Origin of the sequence: Chloracidobacterium sp., assembly GCA_015075585.1 — a bacterium.
Classification (GTDB): Bacteria; Acidobacteriota; Blastocatellia; order Pyrinomonadales; family Pyrinomonadaceae; genus OLB17.
The window spans coordinates 943,113-964,564 of the sequence record JABTUB010000001.1 but is presented as its reverse complement, the minus strand read 5'-3'; the positions used below and the strand labels follow the sequence as shown (position 1 = coordinate 964,564).

Here is a 21,452-nt window from a genome sequence, read left to right as displayed (position 1 = left end):
GTCTTCATCAACCAAGATCCGGCAGGAGGAATTCGTTCGGCGGCTGCATCGGCATACGCTCCAGATAGTCGTATGTAAGCCCGTCACGTAAAACATGAAACCGAACTCCACACACGCTAAACGCTTGTTTATCAGCAACTTCCGCTATCTCATTGAATGTTATCTGTGAGCCGTCAACGATCGTTGCCGTGCCTTGCCCAAAAACCTCAAGTTGTCCTTTACCATCCAGTATGATCGCCGTATTCTCGTCAATACCGATACCTAGATTGTAAGGATTATAGGAAACGGCCGTAATTAGGCGGCTGATGCGTCCGCGTTCGGTAAAGTGCTGATCGATGATTATGTTCTTTAGGAACCCGAGGCCCGGCGAGAGCCTTGCCGCATCCTTGTGCGGATGAGACGCCGGCTCACCTCTTACTATCATCGAGGTGCTCATGGCCGCGGCTCCGGCACTTGTCCCCGCCAGAACGATATCGGTCTCACGAACGGTCTTCCTCAGTTTCTCGGCAAGTTTGGTGCCTCCGAGCAATGAAACAAGGCGCATCTGATCGCCGCCCGTCATTATTACGCCGGTGACACCATCAAGAAGATGCCCGACATCGGCAGAAACGACATCTTGGCGCGAGGTCGCCCGCAGCACGCGCGGATTCGACACACCCAAATTCCTAAATGCCTGCGTATAAACATCGGCCGCGAATTCGGGATAGTCCGAGGCCACAGGCACGATCAGGATCTCAGCCTCATCGCCGCCTGACAGCTCGATAAATCTTCTCAGAATGCGGCGTTCGTTGTACTTGTCCTCAGCGCCGCCGATCACCATCAAATGCCCGCCGATGATCTCGCGCTCGTGCGAATCTGTCATTGTAAATGCTTTAACGTAACGTCAGAATTATCAATTAAAAATATGGCATCTGCCGCCATAAATCAAGAATTGGAATAATTTAGTTGAACTTAGCTGCCGGCGGCGGCATATTCATGCGGTTACAGCGTTTCGCGTTCCGCTGTGAATGTCTTGAAGGCTTCTGACCGCGGTGCTCGAATCAGCGGCTCGAGCGGCAATGGCCGCTATCAGGGCGTCTGCTCCCGTCATTGTGGTTACGCACGGAACGTTGAACTGCAAAGCCGCCTTACGTATTGCCTTTTCGTCGAAATGGGAGGCCTTGCCAAGCGGTGTATTGATTATTAGGGCGATCTCGCCCTGCCGTATAAGGTCTGCGATATTTGGGCGGCCCTCGTTTACCTTAAAGATGTCATCGCATTCAAGCCCGACCTCTCTGAGCCGTTTTGCCGTTCCGATGGTCGCGACAAGATCGAAGCCAAGATTCTTTAGCCGCCTGGCAAGAAGGACAGCCTGGCCCTTGTCGGCCTCATTTACGGAGATGAATGCTTTGCCGCCGGCCGGCAGCATCGTCCCGGCGGCTTCCATTGCTTTGCCGTATGCCTCGCCAAAGCTTGCACCGATGCCCATCACTTCGCCCGTCGAATGCATCTCCGGCCCCAGGACAGGATCGACGCCGAGAAACTTTTTGAAAGGAAAGACCGGCGACTTAACGAAGATCAGCGGTACCGGTAAGACCTCCGGCAGATCGAGATCCTTGAGTTTAACTTCGCCTGCCATAACCAGCGATGCGATCTTTGCAATAGGAACGCCCGTAGCTTTTGCGACGAACGGCACCGTACGCGAGGCGCGCGGGTTTACCTCGAGCACATAAACACGGTCGTCCTTAATCGCGAACTGTATGTTCATCAGCCCTTTTACGCGAAGCTTTCGTGCCAAAAGGCCGGTGTAATGGCGGATAGTTTCAAGGTGCTCGGAGGGAACTTTTTGAGGCGGCAGCACGCTCGATGAGTCGCCCGAATGAATTCCGGCCTCCTCAATGTGCTCTTGAATACCGGCGATCACCACCGTTTCCTCGTCTGCAAGTGCATCGACATCAAGTTCGGCGGCGCGTTCAAGGAATTTATCTATCAGAATGGGCTTCTCGGGCGACGCATCGACCGCCGAACGCATATATTCATCAAGAGAATGTTCATCATAAACGATCGCCATTGCTCGGCCGCCCAGTACGAAACTCGGACGTACGATAACAGGATAACCTATTTTATTTGCAACAGCTTTCGCTTCCTCAACTGAGGTTACGCTCGAATTATCAGGACAAGGAATATTCAGCTCGCTTAGGATCGCACCGAAACGTTTCCGGTCCTCAGCAAGATCGATCGAATCAGGCGACGTCCCGATTATCGGCACGCCTGCATCGTGAAGCTCGCCTGCTAAATTGAGCGGCGTTTGCCCGCCGAACTGGACGATAACACCTTCGGGCGCCTCTTTATCGACAACATTCATCACGTCCTCGAACGTGAGCGGTTCGAAATATAGCCTGTCTGAAGTGTCATAGTCGGTTGAAACGGTTTCGGGATTGCAGTTGACCATAATGGTCTCAAATCCCGCCTGCCGAAGAGAAAAACTCGCGTGACAGCAGCAGTAATCAAACTCGATGCCTTGACCGATACGATTCGGCCCCGACCCGAGTATCATGATCTTTCGCCGGTTCGTCGGAGCCGATTCACACTCCTCTTCGTAGGTCGAGTAAAGATATGGCGTGAACGACTCGAACTCCGCAGCACAAGAATCAACTCGCTTATAAACCGGAGCTATCTCTTGTGTCTTTCGATGGTTACGGACCGTTTTTTCATGTGTTTCAGTAAGATATGCAAGCCGCCGATCTGACAGGCCGTATTCCTTCGCTGTCCGCAGTTCGTCGGACGAGTAATCATCGATGTTCTTGGCCAAAAGCGTCGCCTGGAACTGCATAACCTGCAAAAGCTGATCGAGAAACCAAGGGTCTATTCCGGTCAGACGATAGACCTCATCGATCGAGTAGCCGTTCTGGAGGGCATAGGTGATATACGAGAAACGCTGCGAGTTCGGACGCGCAAGCTTTCGTTGAAGCTCGGCATCGCCAATATCTTGTAAACGCAACGGCTTAACTGCTTCGAGTGAACGCAGTCCTTTAAATAAAGATTCCTTGAATGTCCGGCCTATCGCCATCACTTCGCCGACCGAACGCATCTGGGTACCGAGTACATCTTCCGTACCGGGAAACTTCTCGAACGCCCATTTCGGGATCTTTGTTACAACATAGTCGATCGTCGGCTCAAATGAGGCGGGCGTCTGTCGTGTGATGTCGTTCGGTATCTCGTCAAGCGTATAGCCGACCGCAAGTTTCGCAGCGATCTTGGCGATCGGAAATCCCGTAGCTTTCGAGGCAAGAGCTGACGAGCGCGACACGCGAGGATTCATTTCAATGATGCGGATATCGCCATTTTCAGGGTTGACCGCGAACTGAATATTCGAACCGCCGGTCTCCACGCCAACTTTGCGGATGCACGCCTTTGACATATCGCGCAGCCGCTGATACTCGACATCCGTGAGCGTCTGGACAGGAGCGACGGTGATCGAGTCACCCGTATGTACTCCCATTGGGTCGAAATTCTCGATCGAACAGACGATCACGACATTGTCGTTAAGGTCGCGCATCACCTCAAGCTCGATCTCTTTCCACCCGAGTATCGATTCTTCGACAAGTATCTGAGAAACCGGTGATGCGGCAAGGCCGCTGCGGGCGATCTCTTCGAATTCTTCGGGATTGTACGCCGTACCGCCGCCCGTGCCGCCAAGCGTGAAGCTTGGCCTTACTATCGCCGGATAGCCTGTCTGCTCAACTATCGCACGGGCCTCCTCCCATGAGTGAGCGAAGCCGCCTTTCGGTGACGGCACGCCGATCTCGTCCATTGCTTTCTTGAAAAGCTCGCGATCCTCGCCGATCTTTATCGCCTCAACATTGGCTCCGATCATCTTTACGCCGAATCTTTCAAGGACACCTGTTTCGTAGAGTTCGACCGAAAGATTAAGGCCCGTTTGGCCGCCGACAGTCGGAAGCAAAGCATCGGGCCGTTCCTTATCGATTATCGCCGCGACGGACTCGACGGTTAGCGGCTCGATGTACGTTCGGTCGGCGATCTCAGGGTCCGTCATGATCGTTGCCGGATTCGAGTTGACGAGCACGACCTCAAAGCCTTCGTCGCGAAGCGCACGGCAGGCCTGTGTGCCCGAATAATCGAACTCACAGGCCTGGCCGATGATGATCGGGCCTGAGCCGATGATAAGGATCTTCTGTATGTCGCTGCGTTTTGGCATCGTAAATGGACGATTATACAAAAAAGTGCGGCTCTCTCGAACCGCACAGAACGCCTTTGCTGAAACTCAAGGAAATCGCGGCAGCCGCGGCACCTTCGGCACCCGCGGCACATTTACTCGCGGTGTCAAGGGTATATTGCCCAACGCGGGGATACGGCCTTCGAATACATCGTTCAGCGCGCCGGCAAGTGTGGGGTCGATCTTTCGAAGCCGGTCATTTATTCGTTTTGCTTCTTTCTTATTGCCGCTTGCGAAATACGCCTCTCCGAGATTGTAAAGTCCGAACCGGTCGTTTCCGTTCATATCCACAACGCGCTTGAATGTTGAGATCGCATTATTCAGGTCATTAAGCCCGCGGTAGCCGACACCAAGCTGATTCAAAGCGAGGCCCCAATTGCTATTAAGGCCAAGGCCGCTATTCAGTATATGGACGGCAGCCTGGAATTCGCCCAGTGCGTTGTATGTCGAGCCCATATTCAGGTACGGCGCCGAAAGTTTAGGGTCTTGCTCTTTCGCTTGCTCCGAATACGCCTTGCTTTTTTCGTAATCTGCTTTGGCTCCGTCGTTATCTTTCGCGGCAGCTTTTGCCTGGCCCGAGTTATAGTACGCCCACCCGAGATTCGAATTCTGAACCGCAGACGGGTCGATCCCGCGCGCGGTCTCCAATTTGGCTACCGAGTCGTTCCACTGTCCGGTTTTACCGAGACAGTAGCCCCATTCCGAATAAAGCTCGGCACTGCGTATGCCCTGAGCGGCGATCTCGTACTCGGCAACCGCGTCCGGGTAGCGTTCCATTTGCCTATAGGTTGCGGCAAGGTTCGCGTGAGCCTGATAGTTATTTCCGTCGGCGGCGATCGCGGCCTTATATGCCCTTTCGGCGTCTGCGTATCGGCCTTGATTATAGTAGAGTACGCCGAGGTCGAATGCAGCCGCGGCATAATGCGGATCGATCTCCAATGCCTTGTTATACGAACTTATCGCCTTGTCTTCTTGAGGAATGCGCGCAAAGGCCTGGCCGCGATAAAAGTACACAAGTGCATTCCGCTGATCGAGTTCGAGTACGTTATCGAATGCGGCAATTGCCTCAGCATTCTTGTTTTGCTTGTAGAGTATAAGAGCACGGAGCAGCCTGATATCCTCGCTGTCAGAGCCTGCCGTATGCTGCAAAGCATTTTCCGCCTTAGCTATTTCGCCGCTTTCAACATACGCAAGCCCGAGCGTCGCCTGCAGATCTGAAGCTGCAGGGTCGATCGCGACCGCGTGCTCGTAGTTCGCAACAGCCTTTTCTTTTTGCCCGGCCGCGTCATAGATCGCTCCGAGTTTCGCGTAGGCGACATCGTTATTCTTATCGTATTTGATCGCTTCCTCGAAGTAGCCCGCGGCAGTAATGTCATTCGTCGATCCCGCAGCGATAATTCCTTTCCCGGTAAGAGCATCGCTGAGGCCGGTGGCGGCACGCGAATTTTTCGGGTTCTGCACGAGAGCGGCACGGAAATCCTTTATTGCGGGGTCAAACTCATCCTTCTCAAGGCTGGCTTCGGCCTTTGCCGTAAGCGTATTCGACAACCGCAGTTTGCGGTTAGCGGCGGCCGCCATTGCCTTTTTGCGGGCTGCGATGGCGGCAAGTTTTCGGCGCTTTTCGGCAGCTGCAATCTGTGCATCTGTACGGGTTCGGCGTGCCGAACCCGCTAGCCGAGCTCCTTCGCCTGAACTTGCATACGCAAAGCCCGCTCCCGACTGCGGACTTTTTCTTGACCCTCGAAAAACGAAAGCGCTGCCGCCGCCGGTAAGGCTAGTGCTCTCGACCATGTCTTGAGCATGAACTTCCCTTGCCATCGGAAGTACGGCGAATAAGAGCGCCGCAAATATCACATAACTCGTTATCTCTCTGAAAAATCTCATAGCCAGACCCAAACCTTTCGCGTTCCGATCAACTTATTCGTCAAATCCGACAAATATCGGCTCGACAATAAGGTCGATATCAAACTTTGCGAGCACTGCGGCCTGAATATCGTCCTTCAATCCGATGATATCAGCGGCGCTCGCACCTCCACAATTGACGAGGGCAAGCGTATGTTTTGCCGAAATTCCCGCACTGCCTTTACGAAAACCTTTATGAAAACCGGCCTGCTCTATGAGCCATGCCGCCGGGATCTTTATATCGGAACCGTCGGCAGGATAATGCGGCACGTCGGCATAAGTGTCTGCGAGTTCATCGAACTTTGCCCTTGCAATAACAGGATTCTTAAAAAAAGAACCGGCACTGTTCGAGTTAACATCTGAATCGTCGGCTACCATTGACTTTGCCCGTCGAATATCGATCACGGCGTTTCGCACTTCTTCAAGTGTAGGTTCGGCGCTGCCGAAGTGCTCTCGGATGTCCTTGTACACGACACTCGGAACACCGCCTCGGCGAAGCCCGTATGTTACAGTCAAAACGACGTAACGGCCGGCATCGGTAGTATTAAAGCGGCTTTTCCGATAGCTGAAGCGGCAGTCAGCGTTTGCGAACTCGACGATCGAGTGGTCGCTTCTGTCGAGGCATCGAACACTGCGAATTACCTCGGACACATCTTGCCCGTACGCACCGACATTCTGTATCGGAGTTCCGCCTACACGGCCCGGAATGCCGGAAAGGCACTCAATGCCCGCGAGTTGCCGCTTGACGCAGTACTCCACGAAGCTGTCCCAATGCTCGCCGGCCATTGCGGTAACGGCCTCGGCGCTGCCATCGTGCCGCGACACTATTCCCTTCAGATCGATCTGCACGACCAACCCGTTAAACCCACTATCCGAGACCAGGATATTGCTTCCGCCGCCGAGCACGAACACCGGCATGCTGCGTTCATTTGCAAAGTTCAGTGCGGAGAGCAGAGCTTCTTCGGAATCGACCGCACAAAAATAGCGAGCACGCCCGCCTATTTTGAAGGTCGTCAGCGGAGCAAGCTCGATATTTTCCAAAATCTTCAATTCGGTCACGGAAGCGGCTTTAGCACGGCACCGCTGACTATCAACCGAAGCCTGGCTGCGAGGTCTTTACTACCGAGCTTGGTCAGGATGTCGATCTCCTTCTTAGCAGCTTTTGTATCGCCGCTTCGATATAGGCTTTCGCCCAGATTGAAATGTGCCGCGGCTAACTTATCATCCTTTGCCACAGCTTTTCGGAACCATGAGACGGCTTCCTTGAAGTTGTTCTGATTTCGATACGCTATGCCAAGCTCGTTGAGCGGAATGGCCCAATCCGGCTGCTTCTCACTCGCCTTCTTTAGGGCGTCGATCGCACCTGTCTGATCGCCGAGTTCACCGCGAACGATACCGAGATTCAGCAGCGGCCCGGCGACGAACTTTGGGTTCGCAGCGACCGCTTTTTCGAGGTTCGCCAATGCAAGCCGCAACTTTGCAGCGCGATCGGCATCGCGCTTTTGCGCGGCATCGATACGCGATGCGTTGTAGTAGGCCCAACCGAGATTAGCAAAGTCCGCAGGATCGCCGCCGCCAAGTTGGATAGCCTTTTCCAACGCGCTCGTTGCAGTTGACCACGAACAGGCAACGACACGGGCAAAATCGAGCATACATTGCTGCCCGACGACAAAGCCTTTCTTGCTGTAAAGATCGGCTGCCACCTTCGTGTCGTAACCCTGCTTTCTGGTCAGAAGTGTTATCGCGAGATCGTAAGAGCCTGCAGCATCGTTGAATTTGCCCGCCATCCGCTGAGCATCGGCAAGTGCGGTAACAGCGTCAACATTGTCATTTTTCAGGCGTTTTGCCTGCTGATAAGATGCGATCGCAGATATGTAATCCTGCTTTGCATATTGCGCGTCGCCAAGCGCCAGCCATGCATCAAAATAGTTATTCTTCAGCGTATTCGCGGCCTTGAATTCACTGATCGCATTATCGAGTTGCCCCAAACGCATTAAGATCAAGCCCTTTTGATAGGCGGCCTCGGCCATTGTAGGGTCCAGCGTCCTGGCTTTTGTAAGGGCTGCCAGTGCCTCAGTGTTCCGGTTCTGCGATGCGCGGATCATACCAAGGAAGAGCTGCGTCTCGGCCGTGTCCTCAGACGCCGCAACGGCCTTTGTCAAGAAGCTGTCAGCCTTTGCGATCTCGCCTTTTTGAAAGTACAGGATGCCGAGCGGCACATAGATCTCGGTCAGTGACGGGTCGGCGGCAAGCGCCTTTTCGTAATTCGCGATCGCATCGTCATCGACGTTCAATTCTGAAAATGAATCGCCAAGGCCGAAATATGCCGCGGCATTCTTCGGGTCATATTTTAGGGCTTCAAGGAAGTATGCCTTAGCGGTGGCGGCCTGATCTTTTCGCAGCAGTTCATTGCCTTTTGTCGCCAAGACCTCGCTCAACCCCTGCTTTGCCTTTGTATTGGAGGGATCGATCTCGGTCGCCTCGCGGAAGAAATTGATCGAGTTGTCGAAATCGCTTCGGTTGAGATAATACTCACCGACACCCGCGAACAGGACAGAGGCCTTCGCCGGCGGCACCGACTTGATATTTACGGGAACCTGATCGGGCGTAACGACCTCAAGCCGCGGACGTTTCGGCGTTATTGCGGCACTTCTTTCGTATTGTTTGCGGATCCTCTGCGCGGTTGCCGCCTTTTGTGCCTTTGAACGAGAAGCGATCGCGGATGAACTCTTCGACCGCGAGCTGCTTCGAAGCACAAAAACGCTCGCTCCGGCTGTAAGATCCGAGGTTGAGACAAGGTCTTGCGCCGAAACTTCAATGGCCGAAAATAATAGCGAAAACAACAAAACGGCCGCCGCTGTTTGCTGCCTCAGAGAACCCTTTTTAAGCATTGTCTGCACTCCGAAATAAAGAAATTGGATGCGAATTCCACCTGATAATTCAGATGCTCGACAACTTTAGACGTTGCTTGGCGTAAAAATTGCACCAACAGGCCGGCATCACACGATTTTCAAGCATTTTAGCACGAAGCTGCTGCTCTAGCGGCTGACATTCGAACCGCGAAACTTGATCAGCGTCCGCCTGAGGAAACCGAACGGGAAACGATTGGCGAAGCGTCGATAATTGTCGTTGTAATTAAGCGACCATAGGTAGCTCAGATGCCCTCTTGTAAAGAGGTCGGCAATGCATGGCTCTCGATGGAGCGGAAAATCGCCGATCTCGACCACGAATGCGCAGCTCGGCAGCGGATATGCTTTGTACGTTACGTTCTGCCTATCGAGATAAGCGGTACAGTCCAATATCCCGTTGTACGTTATCTGAGAATCGTGAAATATGATCGCTCCGCTGTCAGCAAGCACATCGAGGCAAAAGCGGAAGTCGCGAAAAACAGCATTGTCGGTATGCTCGCCGTCGATGAAGCACAGATCGACCTTTTCCGTGATCTGCGTGGGCGAGATCTCCGTCGTATCGCCATCGATCGCCGTTATCTTGTCAAGATCGGGACTGACACCTCGAAGAAGCTCCAGCATCCGCTCGGTCGAGTTGTTTTGATACACCCAATCGAAGCCGCGTGCGTCCGGCTGCGCCTCCGGACGCTTGTCGATCGAATAGATACGCCCGCAGCGTTCATCCAAAAGATGCGGCTGAATGCTGCCGCCAAGATACGAACCGATCTCAAGATATGTGTAGCCGCTTTTTAGACCGCCCGCCGCCAATTCAACAGCGAGAAGCGAGCGCCGGTCATCATCGGTGGACTGGCTCTGAATGGCGTCAAACAAGGATATATCGAGTGCGGCAAGCCTTTCGTGAAAATTGCTCATAGAGACAAAAGCGCGAAGGCAGATATTACCACAGCAGACGCCGAGTAAAAAGGTATTCAGAATTTAGCGAAGGTACGACAGCCTAGATAGCGCCTTCGTCGCAAAAGGAAAGCGCTTGGTCAAGGCAAAAAGGCGTTCGGTATGGCAATATCGGTCGAGACACCCCATTGCACTCCGCTGAGGCCGCCGCCTGAGAGACTAACATACCAGATGCCTGTCGACGGCCGGAATACGGCAATATCAGCTCGCCCGTCGCCGTCATAGTCAGCCGGAACCGGCCTATCGCCATTCAGTCCGAAAGCTTGTATCGCCCACGTATTCGTCGCGGAAAAATAGACATACCAGACGCCCGTCGATGGACGAAATACTGCAAAGTCTGCCCTGCCGTCGCCGTCAAAGTCTGCCGGAGCCGGAATATCGCCGTTAGCTCCCCAATGCATCGCTCGATGCAGCATCGATTGGCTAGTAGCTGCATACCACCAATCGCCGGATGACGGACGGAAAACCGCCGGGTCAACCTTCCCGTCACCGTCAAAATCGCCGATCACGGCAATATCGCCTGGAAGGCCAAAGACATATGGTGCGACAGGCCCGAACGTTGAGCCTAAACGATACCAAGTATTATTTGACGGGCGATAGACGATATAATCGGCCTTGCCGTCATTATCGAAGTCGCCCGGACGCGGCTGATCGCCTGCCATACCATATTGAGCCGCCCGCTGAGCATTGTCTATACTGCTCCTGTACCACCAATAGCCGTCGGACGGGCGAAATATCGCCTCGTCTGTGATCCCGTCGCCGTCATAATCAGCCGGAACCGGTATATCGCCCGGAAGGCCGAAGACCGGAGCCGTATAACCGTTGTTGTTGCTGAATAATTCGTACCAATTTCCGGTTGACGGGCGATAAACCGTAAAGTCGGCCCGGCCGTCACCGTCGAAATCAAAATTCGTCTTGGCACGATATTGCCCGATATTGAGCCGCGCGATCCCGGGCTTTGACACATCAAATATGGTTGAGAAGTCGCCACCAGCGACCAGTTTTTCCGGCTCATCTGCAATAAGAGCTTTTATCTCCTCATCCGCTCCCGAGAGGCTGAACAATGCATCGGCCTTTCCGTTCGGAGCAAGCCTTGCAAAATTCCGCCTTGGTCTGCCGCCGACGGTGTCAAATCTGCCTGCGATCAGAAGGCTGCCGTCAGGCTGAAGGACGATCTCACGGACCTTTACGTTGCCCGACGGTACGTCTATGTAGTCCGGCGTAAAGCTCGGGTCATCAGTACCGTCAGCGTTGCGGCGATCCAGTTGGAAGACCGGAGCTCCGATCCCGATAACGTATTTGCCGTCGCTCTGTCTAATAACCTTTCCGACGGTGCCTACGCTTGCGTTGAACGTTTGATCGAGTGAGCCGTCAATGTTAAGCCGTACGAAATTCGAACGGTTAAAGCCGTTCACTCCGCTAAAGCTTCCTGCGACGATGATCTTGTTACCGGGCTCCTGCATTATCTGATAGATACCCCAGTTGCCGATCACGGGGGCGAACGAGGCATCAAGCGTGCCGTTCGACTCGAGCCGTGCTGCTCCTGTACGAGCGGTCGAATTCACCTGCGTAAACTTTCCGCCGATCAATATCCTGCCGTCAGTTTGCAGAGAAATATCCAGTACCTCCTGGTCCGTACCGGCTGAGAAAGTGTTGTCGATCGAGCCATCGCTGTTCAACCTGACGATCCGGGCCACCGCAGTGCCGTTGTATGCGGTAAATGGGCCGACCGCCAAGATCTTGTTGCCCTGCACAACTATCTTGTTCGGTACCGAGCTGAATCCTGTTCCGGGGTTGAATGTGAGATCGAGTGTTCCGTCGGTGTTGACGCGTGCAAAGCCGTTGCGCGCAACGCCGTTCATCTGCGTAAATTCCCCAGCTACAAGCACTTTACCGTCATCCTGCCGTGCAAGAACACTGACAGTTCCGTAATAATCGATAGACGGTGCGAACGATGCGTCGAGCGAACCGTCACCTTGAAGACGCATAAACATTGGGCCGTTCGCGGTCATGCCGACAAAAACAACTCTTTGGCTTATATCTGCCGCCCAAGCATTGCTGATGCTGCTAACTGAAGCGTCCTGTGAATAGGTTCCGTCGATGGTGCCATCCGCATTCAGGCGGAATATCTTGGAAATGCCGGAAATGTCAGTATTGCCTGAGAAGAATACCTTGCCGGTTGGCAATGCCTTTACTTGCGTGCCCCGAAGGACCGCCGGTGAGCCAAAATTCATATCGACGTTACCGGCGCTGAGCAAATGTACCAGGTTGCTCTTCTGCATACCGTTAACCGAATTCCATCGGCCCGCAACGTAAATACTGCCATCATCAACGACAGATATTTCGGATATTGCGACATCAGATGGGGAATTCGCCGAAACGAACGATGGGGCATTCCAGGCCCCATCAATTGTTCCGTCGGCGTTTCGCCGTGTCAGCGTGACAACTGAACCCATTGACCCTGAGGTATTTCCAAGAAAGAAGCGGCCGTCGGGAAGCGTTCCGATACTGACGGAAGCCCACACTGCCCTGCCCGAGGCGATCGAGATTGGTGTAAAACCAGCGTCCTGTGAACCATCTGTGTTGAACCTGTATAGACTGATCTGCGTATATCCAAGATAGGAAGCTCTGATTGTCGCGAGTACCTTGCCATCGGCCTGCACGGTATTCAATGTGATCTGTGAAGAGTTCGACCCTGCCGGCGGATCAAAAGTCGAATCGATGCTGCCGTCTGAATTTAAGCGAACAATTTTTGTCGCTGTCGGCACCACACCGCCAACATAAATCTTGCCGTCAGTACCAAGTTTCACATGAGTGACAGACGTAAGTGCACATGCACAGTAATTGAATGTCGTATCAAGCGAACCGTCCGTATTCAAACGCAGGATGTCGCCGCGCGGGACGCCGCCGATCACCATTTTCGGGGCAAACACTATGACCCTGCCGTCAGGCTGAACAACCTGCTGGATCATGGTCTCAGATGATGTTTTGGCGGGTACCGCCTTAAATGTATTATCAACCGTTGTCTGCCCGCCGGCAGACACAACCGCAAACAACACCGTAACCAAAATGACAAATAGCGAAAGTACTCGTAACATTAGCCCTTACCTCTATACCATTTCGATACGTTGCTGACACCGAAATGACCGTGCTTGATCTTTTTTACTTTATCATAATTTGGGATCGCCTCTGACAGGATATTCACTCCCGCGCGTAAACCGGACAGCCTCGCCACTTTGCCGCCTTACTGGAACAAGCCGGTTCGAACTGAGCGGTGCGGACATTTACAAGCGAAGTGCCTTGATATTGAAGCAGGTTATGTTTACATTTAGACTTGACCAACAGAGTGGCCGGGCTTTGCAAGGTTGTGCGGCGTCGATATTTGATCGGCAATGCGTATTCAGCCAAAGAAAATTCGGCTCGTAATTCGTAATTCTACTTATTCTAGGAGATCTTGCCGACGATGAAAGCATTTACAACTGAGAACCTCAGGAACCTTGCTGTCATCGGACACGGCGACGCGGGTAAAACCCAACTCGTCAGTTCGATGCTGCACGTTTCAGGTGCGCCCGGACGCTGGGGAAAAGTGGACGAGGGCACGACCGTAACCGATTACGAAGAAGATTCAATATCCAGAAAAATCTCGCTTAACAATAACTTCGCTCATTTAGAATCAGGCGACGCAAAGATAAATTTGATCGACACGCCGGGCTACGCGGCATTTGTCGCGCATGCTCGCCCGGCACTTCGTGTTTCGGATTGTGCCCTCGTGGTCGTCGATGCGGTTCACGGCATCGAGGTTCAGACCGAAAAGACCTGGCAGTATGCCAACGAGTTCCTGCTGCCGCGGTTCATGGTCATCAACAAGATAGACAAGGAGCACGCCGATTTCGGCCACGCTCTTGAGACCGCAACATCGAGTTTTGCCCGGTCGATCGTTCCCTTTACGCTGCCGATAGGTAAAGAGGCCGACTTCAAGGGCGTCGTCGATGTTGTGCACCAGAAGGCGTATGAGTTCGACTCCGCCGGAAAAGCAAAAGAAATTCCGATGCCTGAAGAAGGCCGCGACATCTTTGAGCGCACCCGCGAACGCCTTATCGAGATCGTTGCCGAGAGCGACGATGCGCTTATGGAAGAGTACTTTGAGAACGGCACCCTTCCCGAGGAAAAGATCTATCCGAACCTCGCAAAGGCGATCGCATCGAGCAAACTTTGCCCCGTTTATGCCGTCTCGGCAACAACGTTTGTCGGGCTTTCGATCCTGATCGACCACATTGTGGAATTCGCCCCGAATCCGGCAACGCATGAGGCCGAGTATGGCTTTGTTGACAACGAGATGTCCGGCGATCGGATCTCGCGCAAATACTCGAATGACGAACCGTTCTCGGCTTATGTCTTTCGCACGATCGCCGATCCGTTCGCGGGCCGCATCACTGTAATGAAAGTCGTCAGCGGGAAAATAGCCTCTGATGCGACGGTTCAAAATACGACCCGCGACACGGCAGAACGCCTCGGTGCACTGCACGTCATCTCCGGCAAGACCCTCGATAAGGTAGATTCGGCACAAACCGGCGATATCATTGCATGCGTTAAACTTAAGGAAACTCATACCGGCGACACTCTTTCCGACAAGGCACATCCGATCGTTTATCCCAAGGTCGAATATCCTGAGGCCGCTATCGCATTCGCCATCGAGCCGAAGTCGCGGGCCGACGAGGACAAGATCTCGCAAGCGCTTAACAAGATCCTTGAAGAAGATCCGAGCCTGCACTTTGATCGTGATGCTCAGACCAAGGAATTCATCCTTTCGGGCAGCGGCCAGCTTCATATCGAGACGGTCGTTGACAAGCTGAAGAACCGTTACCACGTCGAAGTAACGCTTCATCCCCCCAAGGTCCCGTACAAGGAGACGATCACGGCGACTGCCGAGGTTCAGGGCAGGCACAAGAAACAGTCCGGCGGCCGCGGACAGTTCGGCGACTGCAAATGCATCTTCGAACCGCTTGAACGCGGTGCCGGCTTCGAGTGGGTCGATAAGATATTCGGCGGTTCGATACCACAGAACTTCCGCCCTGCGGTTGAAAAAGGCATTCTCGAAGCCGCCCAAGGCGGAGCTATTGCCGGCTATCCGCTGGTCGATTTTCGCGTTACGCTGATCGACGGCAGCTATCACACGGTCGATTCGGACGAACATTCGTTCAGGGCCGCCGGACGCAAGGCCTTTCGCGCGGCAATGGAAAAAGCGAAGCCGACACTTCTCGAGCCGATAATGGATGTCGAGGTCTTCACGCCGCAGGAAGTATCGGGAGATATCATGGGCGATCTGAACTCACGCCGCGGCCGCGTCAGCGGTATGGAAATGCGCGGCAAACAGCAGGTCATCAAGGCAAAGGTGCCGCTTTCGGAAATGCTTGATTATCAATCGAAGCTGAACAGTGTAACGCAGGCGCGCGGCTCGTATCATATGCAGTTCTCGCACTACGATCCGCTTCCGGCCAATCTTTCGCAGAAGGTCGTTGATGAAGCAGTTGCATCCGGGCGTGTACGTGCTCAGGATGACGACGAATGATCGCACGTTCAGCTAAAGCGAGGACACGCAAAGCCCTGCCAAGCGCGGGGCTTTGCACACAACAGGGCCTATCGGGGCCGGATCTGTGACCTTAGGAGTTATTATGAAAAACCACGCTATTTCATTTATTTTTGGATTATCAATTCTAATCGCAGGCGTTTCGCTTGCGAGTGCACAGCGGCTTCAGACACCGCAGGTCAGCCAGAAAGCAGTTGTTATGCAACGGCTCGGCCTAACCGATATTTCGATCACGTACAGCCGGCCGTCGGTCAGAGGACGTCATATCTTCGACAACGCACCTCCGGAAATGGTCGAGCGCGGCCAAGGCGAAAGAACGCTGGACAATCAGATCCTTCGGAAGACCGGCGAGCCTATCGTACCTTATGGCCACGTATGGCGTGCGGGAGCGAACGAGGCGACCGTCTTTGCCGTGAACGATGATGTGCTGATAAACGGCAAGCCCTTGCCGAAAGGCAGCTACAGCCTGCATATGATCCCCGGAACGAAGGAATTCACGGTGATCTTTAACAAGGATGATGGCCAATGGGGCAGCTTCGGATATGATGCGGCAAAGGACGCCCTTCGCGTAACCGTAAAGCCCGAATGGCTTAAGTCGAACACCGAATTTTTAACCTATGCGATCGAGCCGGCCGTCTCGGCCGACGGCAAGGCAACCGCGACGGCAACGATCAGCCTGCAATGGGAAAAACTGCGTGTGCCCTTTACGATCGAGGTCAAAGATCTTAATTCCAAAGCTCTCGGCCACATTCGCGAGGTTGCCGCTGCAGCAAAGCCCGATGATGCTGCAACACCGATGGCCGCAGCGAACTGGGCAAGGACGAACGGCTTTACCGATGCCGGAAAGGAGTTTCTCGAACAGGCTCTGCGTGCCGTCGATAAGCGCATCGCAAAGAAGGCTGCATTCGGCGACCTTCGCCAGAAAGCGACGATCCTTACCGGGCTTGGACGCCACAAAGAAGCTCTCGCAACGGCCGAAAAGGCACTTGCGGAAGGCAAAAGGTCCGGTGCGAAGCCCGATGACCTTAAGAACGTAGAGAAGCAGATCGATGATCTGAAAGCGAAGCAATAGCTTAGGCTGAATGATGAAACAAAGGCCGCGAACCTATCAGTTCGCGGCCTTTTGATCTAGCTCAGGAGTGTGCCCTGCAAGCCGCACGGCACCGAATAGAGGCTGTCGCCGGTAGCGACAAGCATTTCACCGTTCCGAGAAAAGCAGAGGCCGATCACATTGTTCCCCGCAACAAAATGGCTCACCGAGCCTCGATCCGCCGAAATTCGGACTATTCCGTGCCGCCCCTGATAACACGCAGCGGCATAAAGCCTGCCTTCAGTATCGAACGCAAGACCTTGCGGACGGCCGAAACCCATACCGAAAGCGGTCTTTGAGCCATCTTTGTCAATATCGAATATACGATCGTGGCTCGCAAGTCCCGGCGATGTTACGAATAGGTGATCGGACGGACCAAAAGCCAGATGATATGCGGCGATCGACGCCTCAAGCGAGGCGAATACGCTAATGTTGAAAAAGCTGTCCACACGATAGATCGTACCGGTTCGGTCGCCCACATACATCTGACCCTGCGGATCGAATGCGATCCCCGTTGCAACCCCTAAGCCCGTGGCGTGGAGGCTCGATCTGCCTCTGCGATCGATCGAATAGACCTCGCCTTCCGCACGCGCGGTAACGTAAAGGGTCCCGTCACGACCGAACGCAACGCCGGTCGGGTTCAAGATCGCATCCGCCATTTCCTCAACGTCACCATCCCCGCGGACGCGAAAGAGCGTTGCATCGAGCTGCTGACCCCGGCCGCCCGATCGGGTAACGATGATCGAATCATCATCAGGATCGACCGCGGGATTTGCCACGATATGCATATCACTCACGATCAAGCGTCCGACAATGAACCGTACCGGCGCACTTTGCACACCGCCAGAGCTTAATATGAGTTCCGTTTCGGAGCGTTCTATGCCCTCGGGAACACGGACAAGGATGTGCGTAGAAGATGCCGATGATATCTCGGCCCGCCTGCCGCCGATGATGACCGAAAAACCGCGATAATGATCAACCGTGAAGCCCTCACAGTTGATCGATATTTCGCCGCCGGGTATAGCAAACTTTGGATATATCGAATTGACCTTTGGAATGATGCTCATTCAGGTTCGATTCTACGTTCTGGAGTTTCGGGTTGTCGAATACGTATGCGGATTCACGTCAAAAACTTGTTGACCATTTTGATCAATTAGGTCTAAACTGTGATTTAGTAATCGTTCCGCGGCCAACCTCAGCATTTTTCGGGCGCATGTTGCCCTTGGCCGCTGAACCTCCTTATCCGTCGCAAGCCGTATGTCCACGCGAATAGACGACCTTCTGAGAATGGCCATGAGCTTTGGTGCCTCTGACCTGCACCTGCGGGCAGGCTCATTTCCTGTCATCCGCGTAACGGGCGAGCTTAAGCCGCTCACCGGCGTTGCCAAAATGTCGCAGGATGAGACGCTCGAAATGGCGTTCTCGATGATGTCGAACAGGCAGAAGCAGCATTTCAAAGAGGCTTTCGAGGTCGATATCGGCTACGGTGTTCCGGGGTTGGGGAGATTTCGCGTGAATATCTTTCAGCAGCGCAACTCGATCGGTATCGTCGCCCGCGTAATATCCGATTCGATACGCTCGTTCGCTGAATTGGGCTTGCCGCCGATACTGTCAAACGTTGCCGAAGAGCGGCGTGGACTTGTAATTGTTACGGGAACGACCGGTTCGGGCAAATCGACCACGCTTGCCGCCATTGTCGATCACATCAATCAAAACCGAAACTGCCACATTGTTACGATCGAGGATCCGATCGAGTACCTCCACAAGGACAAACAATCATTCGTGACGCAGCGTGAGGTCGATGTGGACACGCGCAACTTTGCCGAGGCATTGCGCGGCAGCCTTCGTCAGGATCCGGATGTGATACTCGTGGGCGAAATGCGCGACCTTGAGACCATTGAGACGGCCCTTGTTGCGGCAGAAACCGGGCATCTCGTCCTATCAACTCTGCATACGCTCGATGCTTCAGAAACTCTAACCCGAATCATTTCAGCATTTCCGCCATATCAACAGCGGAGCGTAAGGATACAGCTTGCAGGCCTTCTGCGTGCGGTAGTCTCACAGCGGTTGATGCGTTCAGCAAAGGGCAACAGCCGGATACCGGCTGTCGAAGTGCTGATCTCGACGCCGCTCATACGCGATTACATCCTTCACGAAGACAAGACCAACGCAATTCGTGATGCGATCGCCGCCGGCACTTCGCAGTATGGAATGCAGACGTTCGATCAATCGCTATTCTACCTATACCAGTCAGGCCTTATCTCGCTTGACGAGGCACTTCGCGGCTCAACAAATCCGGATGAATTCCGCCTTCGCCTTGCCGGCATCCACAACACCACGACCATTGCAAAGGAAGAAATGGAACGATCAAGCGGCGTCGGAAGGATCGGTGACATAATAACCCGACATTGACGGCCAGCATCACCCACGTCCAAAATCGCCTAAAATATTTATTTTCTAAGGCTTTTGCGTGGTGAAGTCTTGACAGAAGCACCCGATTGCGTATAAATTCAAGGTTTACCACATCGAGCGAAAAGCCCTCATTGACGCTTATGTCCATCAGGCCCGAGTAGTATTTAGACGATTCGATCTGGTAAGAAGCTGCACGGACGCGCGTTTAGGTGCAGCAGATCAAAAAAAGGAAGCTTATTTACCGGTAAATGACAAACGAGGTTATTAACGAGGTCGAGGAAACTCCCGTACAGGAACCTGCGGCCACAGACACGATCGAAACGACACAAGCAGCGGCCGCTGAGGCCACAACCACCGAACCGACAGCAACCGCTGTCGCTGTTGACGAAACATCGCCCTCCGGCGATGTCGATTTCGGCGCCATCCTTAAAGAGTTCGAACAGGAACAAACGGCATACCAGCCGGGTGAACTTGTCCAGGGCAAGGTCGTCGGGATCTCCGATCGCGGGATCCTGATCGATTTTGGCTACAAGAGCGAAGGAATGGCTCCGATCGAGGAGTTTCTCGGTGAAGACGGTCAGGTCAGCGTAAACGTTGACGACGAGGTCGAGGTCGTGCTCAAGAGCCTCCATTCAGGTGACGGACCGCCGGTACTTTCCCGCACCGACGCTATCGGCCGCAAGGCGTGGGGCGAACTCGAAAAGGCATTTCACGACGGCACACCTGTTGTCGGAACCGTGATCGACAAGACGAAGGGCGGCCTTCGCGTTGACGTGAACGGCGTCGAGGCGTTCTTGCCCGGTTCGCAGATCGATTCACGGCCGATACATGGCCTCGACCAATATAAAGGCCAGCAGATCGAAGCAAAGATCATCAAATTCAGCCGTCGGCGCAACAATGTCGTCCTTTCGCGAAAGGTCCTGACCGATGAGGTGATCAACGAGCAGAAGTTGGAGACCCTTTCAAAGGTAGATGTAGGCTATGTTGTCGAAGGCACCATTAAGAACCTCACCGAGTACGGCGCTTTTGTCGATATCGGCGGTATCGACGGACTGCTGCACGTAACGGATATGTCCTGGGGCAGGCTTCGTCACCCGAGCGATATGTTCAAGGTCGATGATCATATCCAGGTCAAGATACTTAAGCTCGATCGTGAGAAGGATAAGATCTCGCTCGGCTATAAACAACTCCTTCCCGACCCGTGGTCAACCGTTATCGAGGTCTATCCGGTAAATTCCAAGGTCAAAGGAACGGTTTCGTCCGTTACCGACTATGGCGTATTCGTCGAACTCGAACCGGGCGTCGAAGGCCTGGTTCACGTCTCAGAGATCTCGTGGACACGCAGGGCTCAAAGCCCCAAGAAACTCTTTAACCGCGGCGATGTGGTCGAGGTCCAGGTGCTGGGCGTCGATACTGAAGAAAAACGCATCAGCCTCGGAATGAAGCAGTTCCAGGAGAATCCGTGGGCGACGGTCGATCTTCGGTATCCGATCGGCACAAAGATACATGGCCGCGTACGCAGCCTTACTGATTTCGGAGCGTTCGTCGAGATCGAAGAGGGTATCGACGGCCTGGTTCATGTCTCTGACATTACTTGGGCGAAAAAGATCAAACATCCGAAGGATGTGCTGAAGAAGGATCAAGAGGTCGATGCTGTCGTTACGGCGATCGATAAAGCCGGTCAGCGTCTTTCGCTTTCAATGAAGGATCTTACGCCGAGCGTCTGGGAGACATTCGCGGCGACCCACCGTGCAGGCGACACGATCAAGGGCAAGGTTACGCGTTTTACGAATTTCGGCGTCTTTGTTGAGCTTGATGAGGGACTTGAGGGCCTTTGCCATATCTCTGAACTTTCGGACGAAAGGGTCGATCGGCCCGAGTCGATCGCATCGGTCGGCCAGGAAATGGACTTCAAGATCCTGCGCATCGATCAGGTCGAGCAGAAGATCGGACTTTCGCACCGCGCGGTCGGTAAAGATGACGAGCCGATCGTTGATTCAAGAATGTACTCGACCGAAGCGAAAGGCGGCATGGCATCGCTCGGCGAGCTTGCGAATCTGAGACTCGGCAATGCCGGAGAAGATGCTCCGGCCGACGTCGATCCGGAAGAGAAAAAGCGTGCTAAGGCTGAGGCAAAACGCCAACGGGCCGAGGAATACGCCGCTAAGGAAGCAGCGGCCGCGGCAGATGCGGCGAGCGCCGACGAGGCGAGTTCGGCTGACGCATCAGCCGAGGCCGAGACTGAAGCATCTGCCGCCGTCGAGGAACCTGCGGCAACCGATGCAGTTCAGGCGGAAGAAGCAACCGTAGTGGAACCGGCAGCAGAAGCCCCTGTTGCTGAGCAGGCCGCCGCCGAAGATTCGGAGACGCAGTCTGCGTAAAAAA

At 53.9% G+C, this 21,452-nt stretch carries 12 protein-coding genes; 4 read left to right on the top strand and 8 right to left on the bottom strand.

Features of this window, described 5'->3' with window-relative positions; genetic code table 11:
* Positions 1-7: 7 nt before the first annotated feature.
* The 7 genes from HS105_04350 to HS105_04320 all read right to left on the bottom strand — a co-directional run bounded on the left by HS105_04350 (position 8) and on the right by HS105_04320 (position 13,076).
* The gene (locus tag HS105_04350) at positions 8-862 is read right to left on the bottom strand and encodes a cyanophycinase (protein MBE7515831.1); all 855 of its coding nucleotides are present in this window, start codon (positions 860-862) and stop codon (positions 8-10) included.
* A 111-nt stretch (positions 863-973) separates the two neighbouring features.
* A complete protein-coding gene (gene carB / locus HS105_04345; protein ID MBE7515830.1) occupies positions 974-4,198 on the bottom strand; it encodes a carbamoyl-phosphate synthase large subunit in 3,225 nt (1,074 codons plus the stop codon).
* 66 nt (positions 4,199-4,264) lie between these two features.
* Positions 4,265-6,100 carry a tetratricopeptide repeat protein gene (locus HS105_04340; protein MBE7515829.1) on the bottom strand — a complete coding sequence of 612 codons (1,836 nt, stop codon included), beginning with the start codon at positions 6,098-6,100 and terminating at the stop codon, positions 4,265-4,267.
* 33 nt (positions 6,101-6,133) lie between these two features.
* Positions 6,134-7,177: a UDP-N-acetylmuramate dehydrogenase gene (locus HS105_04335; GenBank protein MBE7515828.1), complete on the bottom strand. Its 1,044-nt coding sequence runs from the start codon at positions 7,175-7,177 to the stop codon at positions 6,134-6,136.
* Positions 7,174-8,874 carry a tetratricopeptide repeat protein gene (locus HS105_04330; protein ID MBE7515827.1) on the bottom strand — a complete coding sequence of 567 codons (1,701 nt, stop codon included), beginning with the start codon at positions 8,872-8,874 and terminating at the stop codon, positions 7,174-7,176. Before HS105_04330 ends, HS105_04335 begins: the two co-directional genes overlap by 4 nt.
* A 282-nt stretch (positions 8,875-9,156) precedes the next feature.
* Positions 9,157-9,939: a class I SAM-dependent methyltransferase gene (locus HS105_04325; protein MBE7515826.1), complete on the bottom strand. Its 783-nt coding sequence runs from the start codon at positions 9,937-9,939 to the stop codon at positions 9,157-9,159.
* A 119-nt stretch (positions 9,940-10,058) separates the two neighbouring features.
* Complete coding sequence (locus HS105_04320; GenBank protein ID MBE7515825.1) at positions 10,059-13,076, bottom strand: VCBS repeat-containing protein; 3,018 nt, start codon at positions 13,074-13,076, stop codon at positions 10,059-10,061.
* Positions 13,077-13,441: 365 nt separating this feature from the next.
* Between HS105_04320 and HS105_04315 the strand changes: the two genes are divergently transcribed.
* Together HS105_04315 and HS105_04310 are read left to right on the top strand one after the other, a co-directional pair.
* Positions 13,442-15,547: an elongation factor G gene (locus HS105_04315; GenBank protein ID MBE7515824.1), complete on the top strand. Its 2,106-nt coding sequence runs from the start codon at positions 13,442-13,444 to the stop codon at positions 15,545-15,547.
* A 103-nt stretch (positions 15,548-15,650) separates the two neighbouring features.
* The gene (locus HS105_04310) at positions 15,651-16,637 is read left to right on the top strand and encodes a DUF2911 domain-containing protein (GenBank protein MBE7515823.1); all 987 of its coding nucleotides are present in this window, start codon (positions 15,651-15,653) and stop codon (positions 16,635-16,637) included.
* 56 nt (positions 16,638-16,693) lie between these two features.
* Here HS105_04310 and HS105_04305 read toward each other — a convergent pair whose 3' ends face one another.
* Positions 16,694-17,722, bottom strand: a complete 1,029-nt coding sequence (locus tag HS105_04305; GenBank protein MBE7515822.1) for a gluconolaconase — start codon at positions 17,720-17,722, stop codon at positions 16,694-16,696.
* A gap of 190 nt (positions 17,723-17,912) precedes the next feature.
* Here HS105_04305 and HS105_04300 point away from each other — a divergent pair, with 190 nt between their 5' ends.
* Both HS105_04300 and HS105_04295 read left to right on the top strand, forming a co-directional pair.
* Entirely contained in the window at positions 17,913-19,067 is a 1,155-nt protein-coding gene (locus tag HS105_04300; protein ID MBE7515821.1) for a type IV pilus twitching motility protein PilT, read from the top strand.
* A gap of 248 nt (positions 19,068-19,315) precedes the next feature.
* Positions 19,316-21,448, top strand: a complete 2,133-nt coding sequence (locus tag HS105_04295; protein ID MBE7515820.1) for a 30S ribosomal protein S1 — start codon at positions 19,316-19,318, stop codon at positions 21,446-21,448.
* Positions 21,449-21,452: the final 4 nt, after the last annotated feature.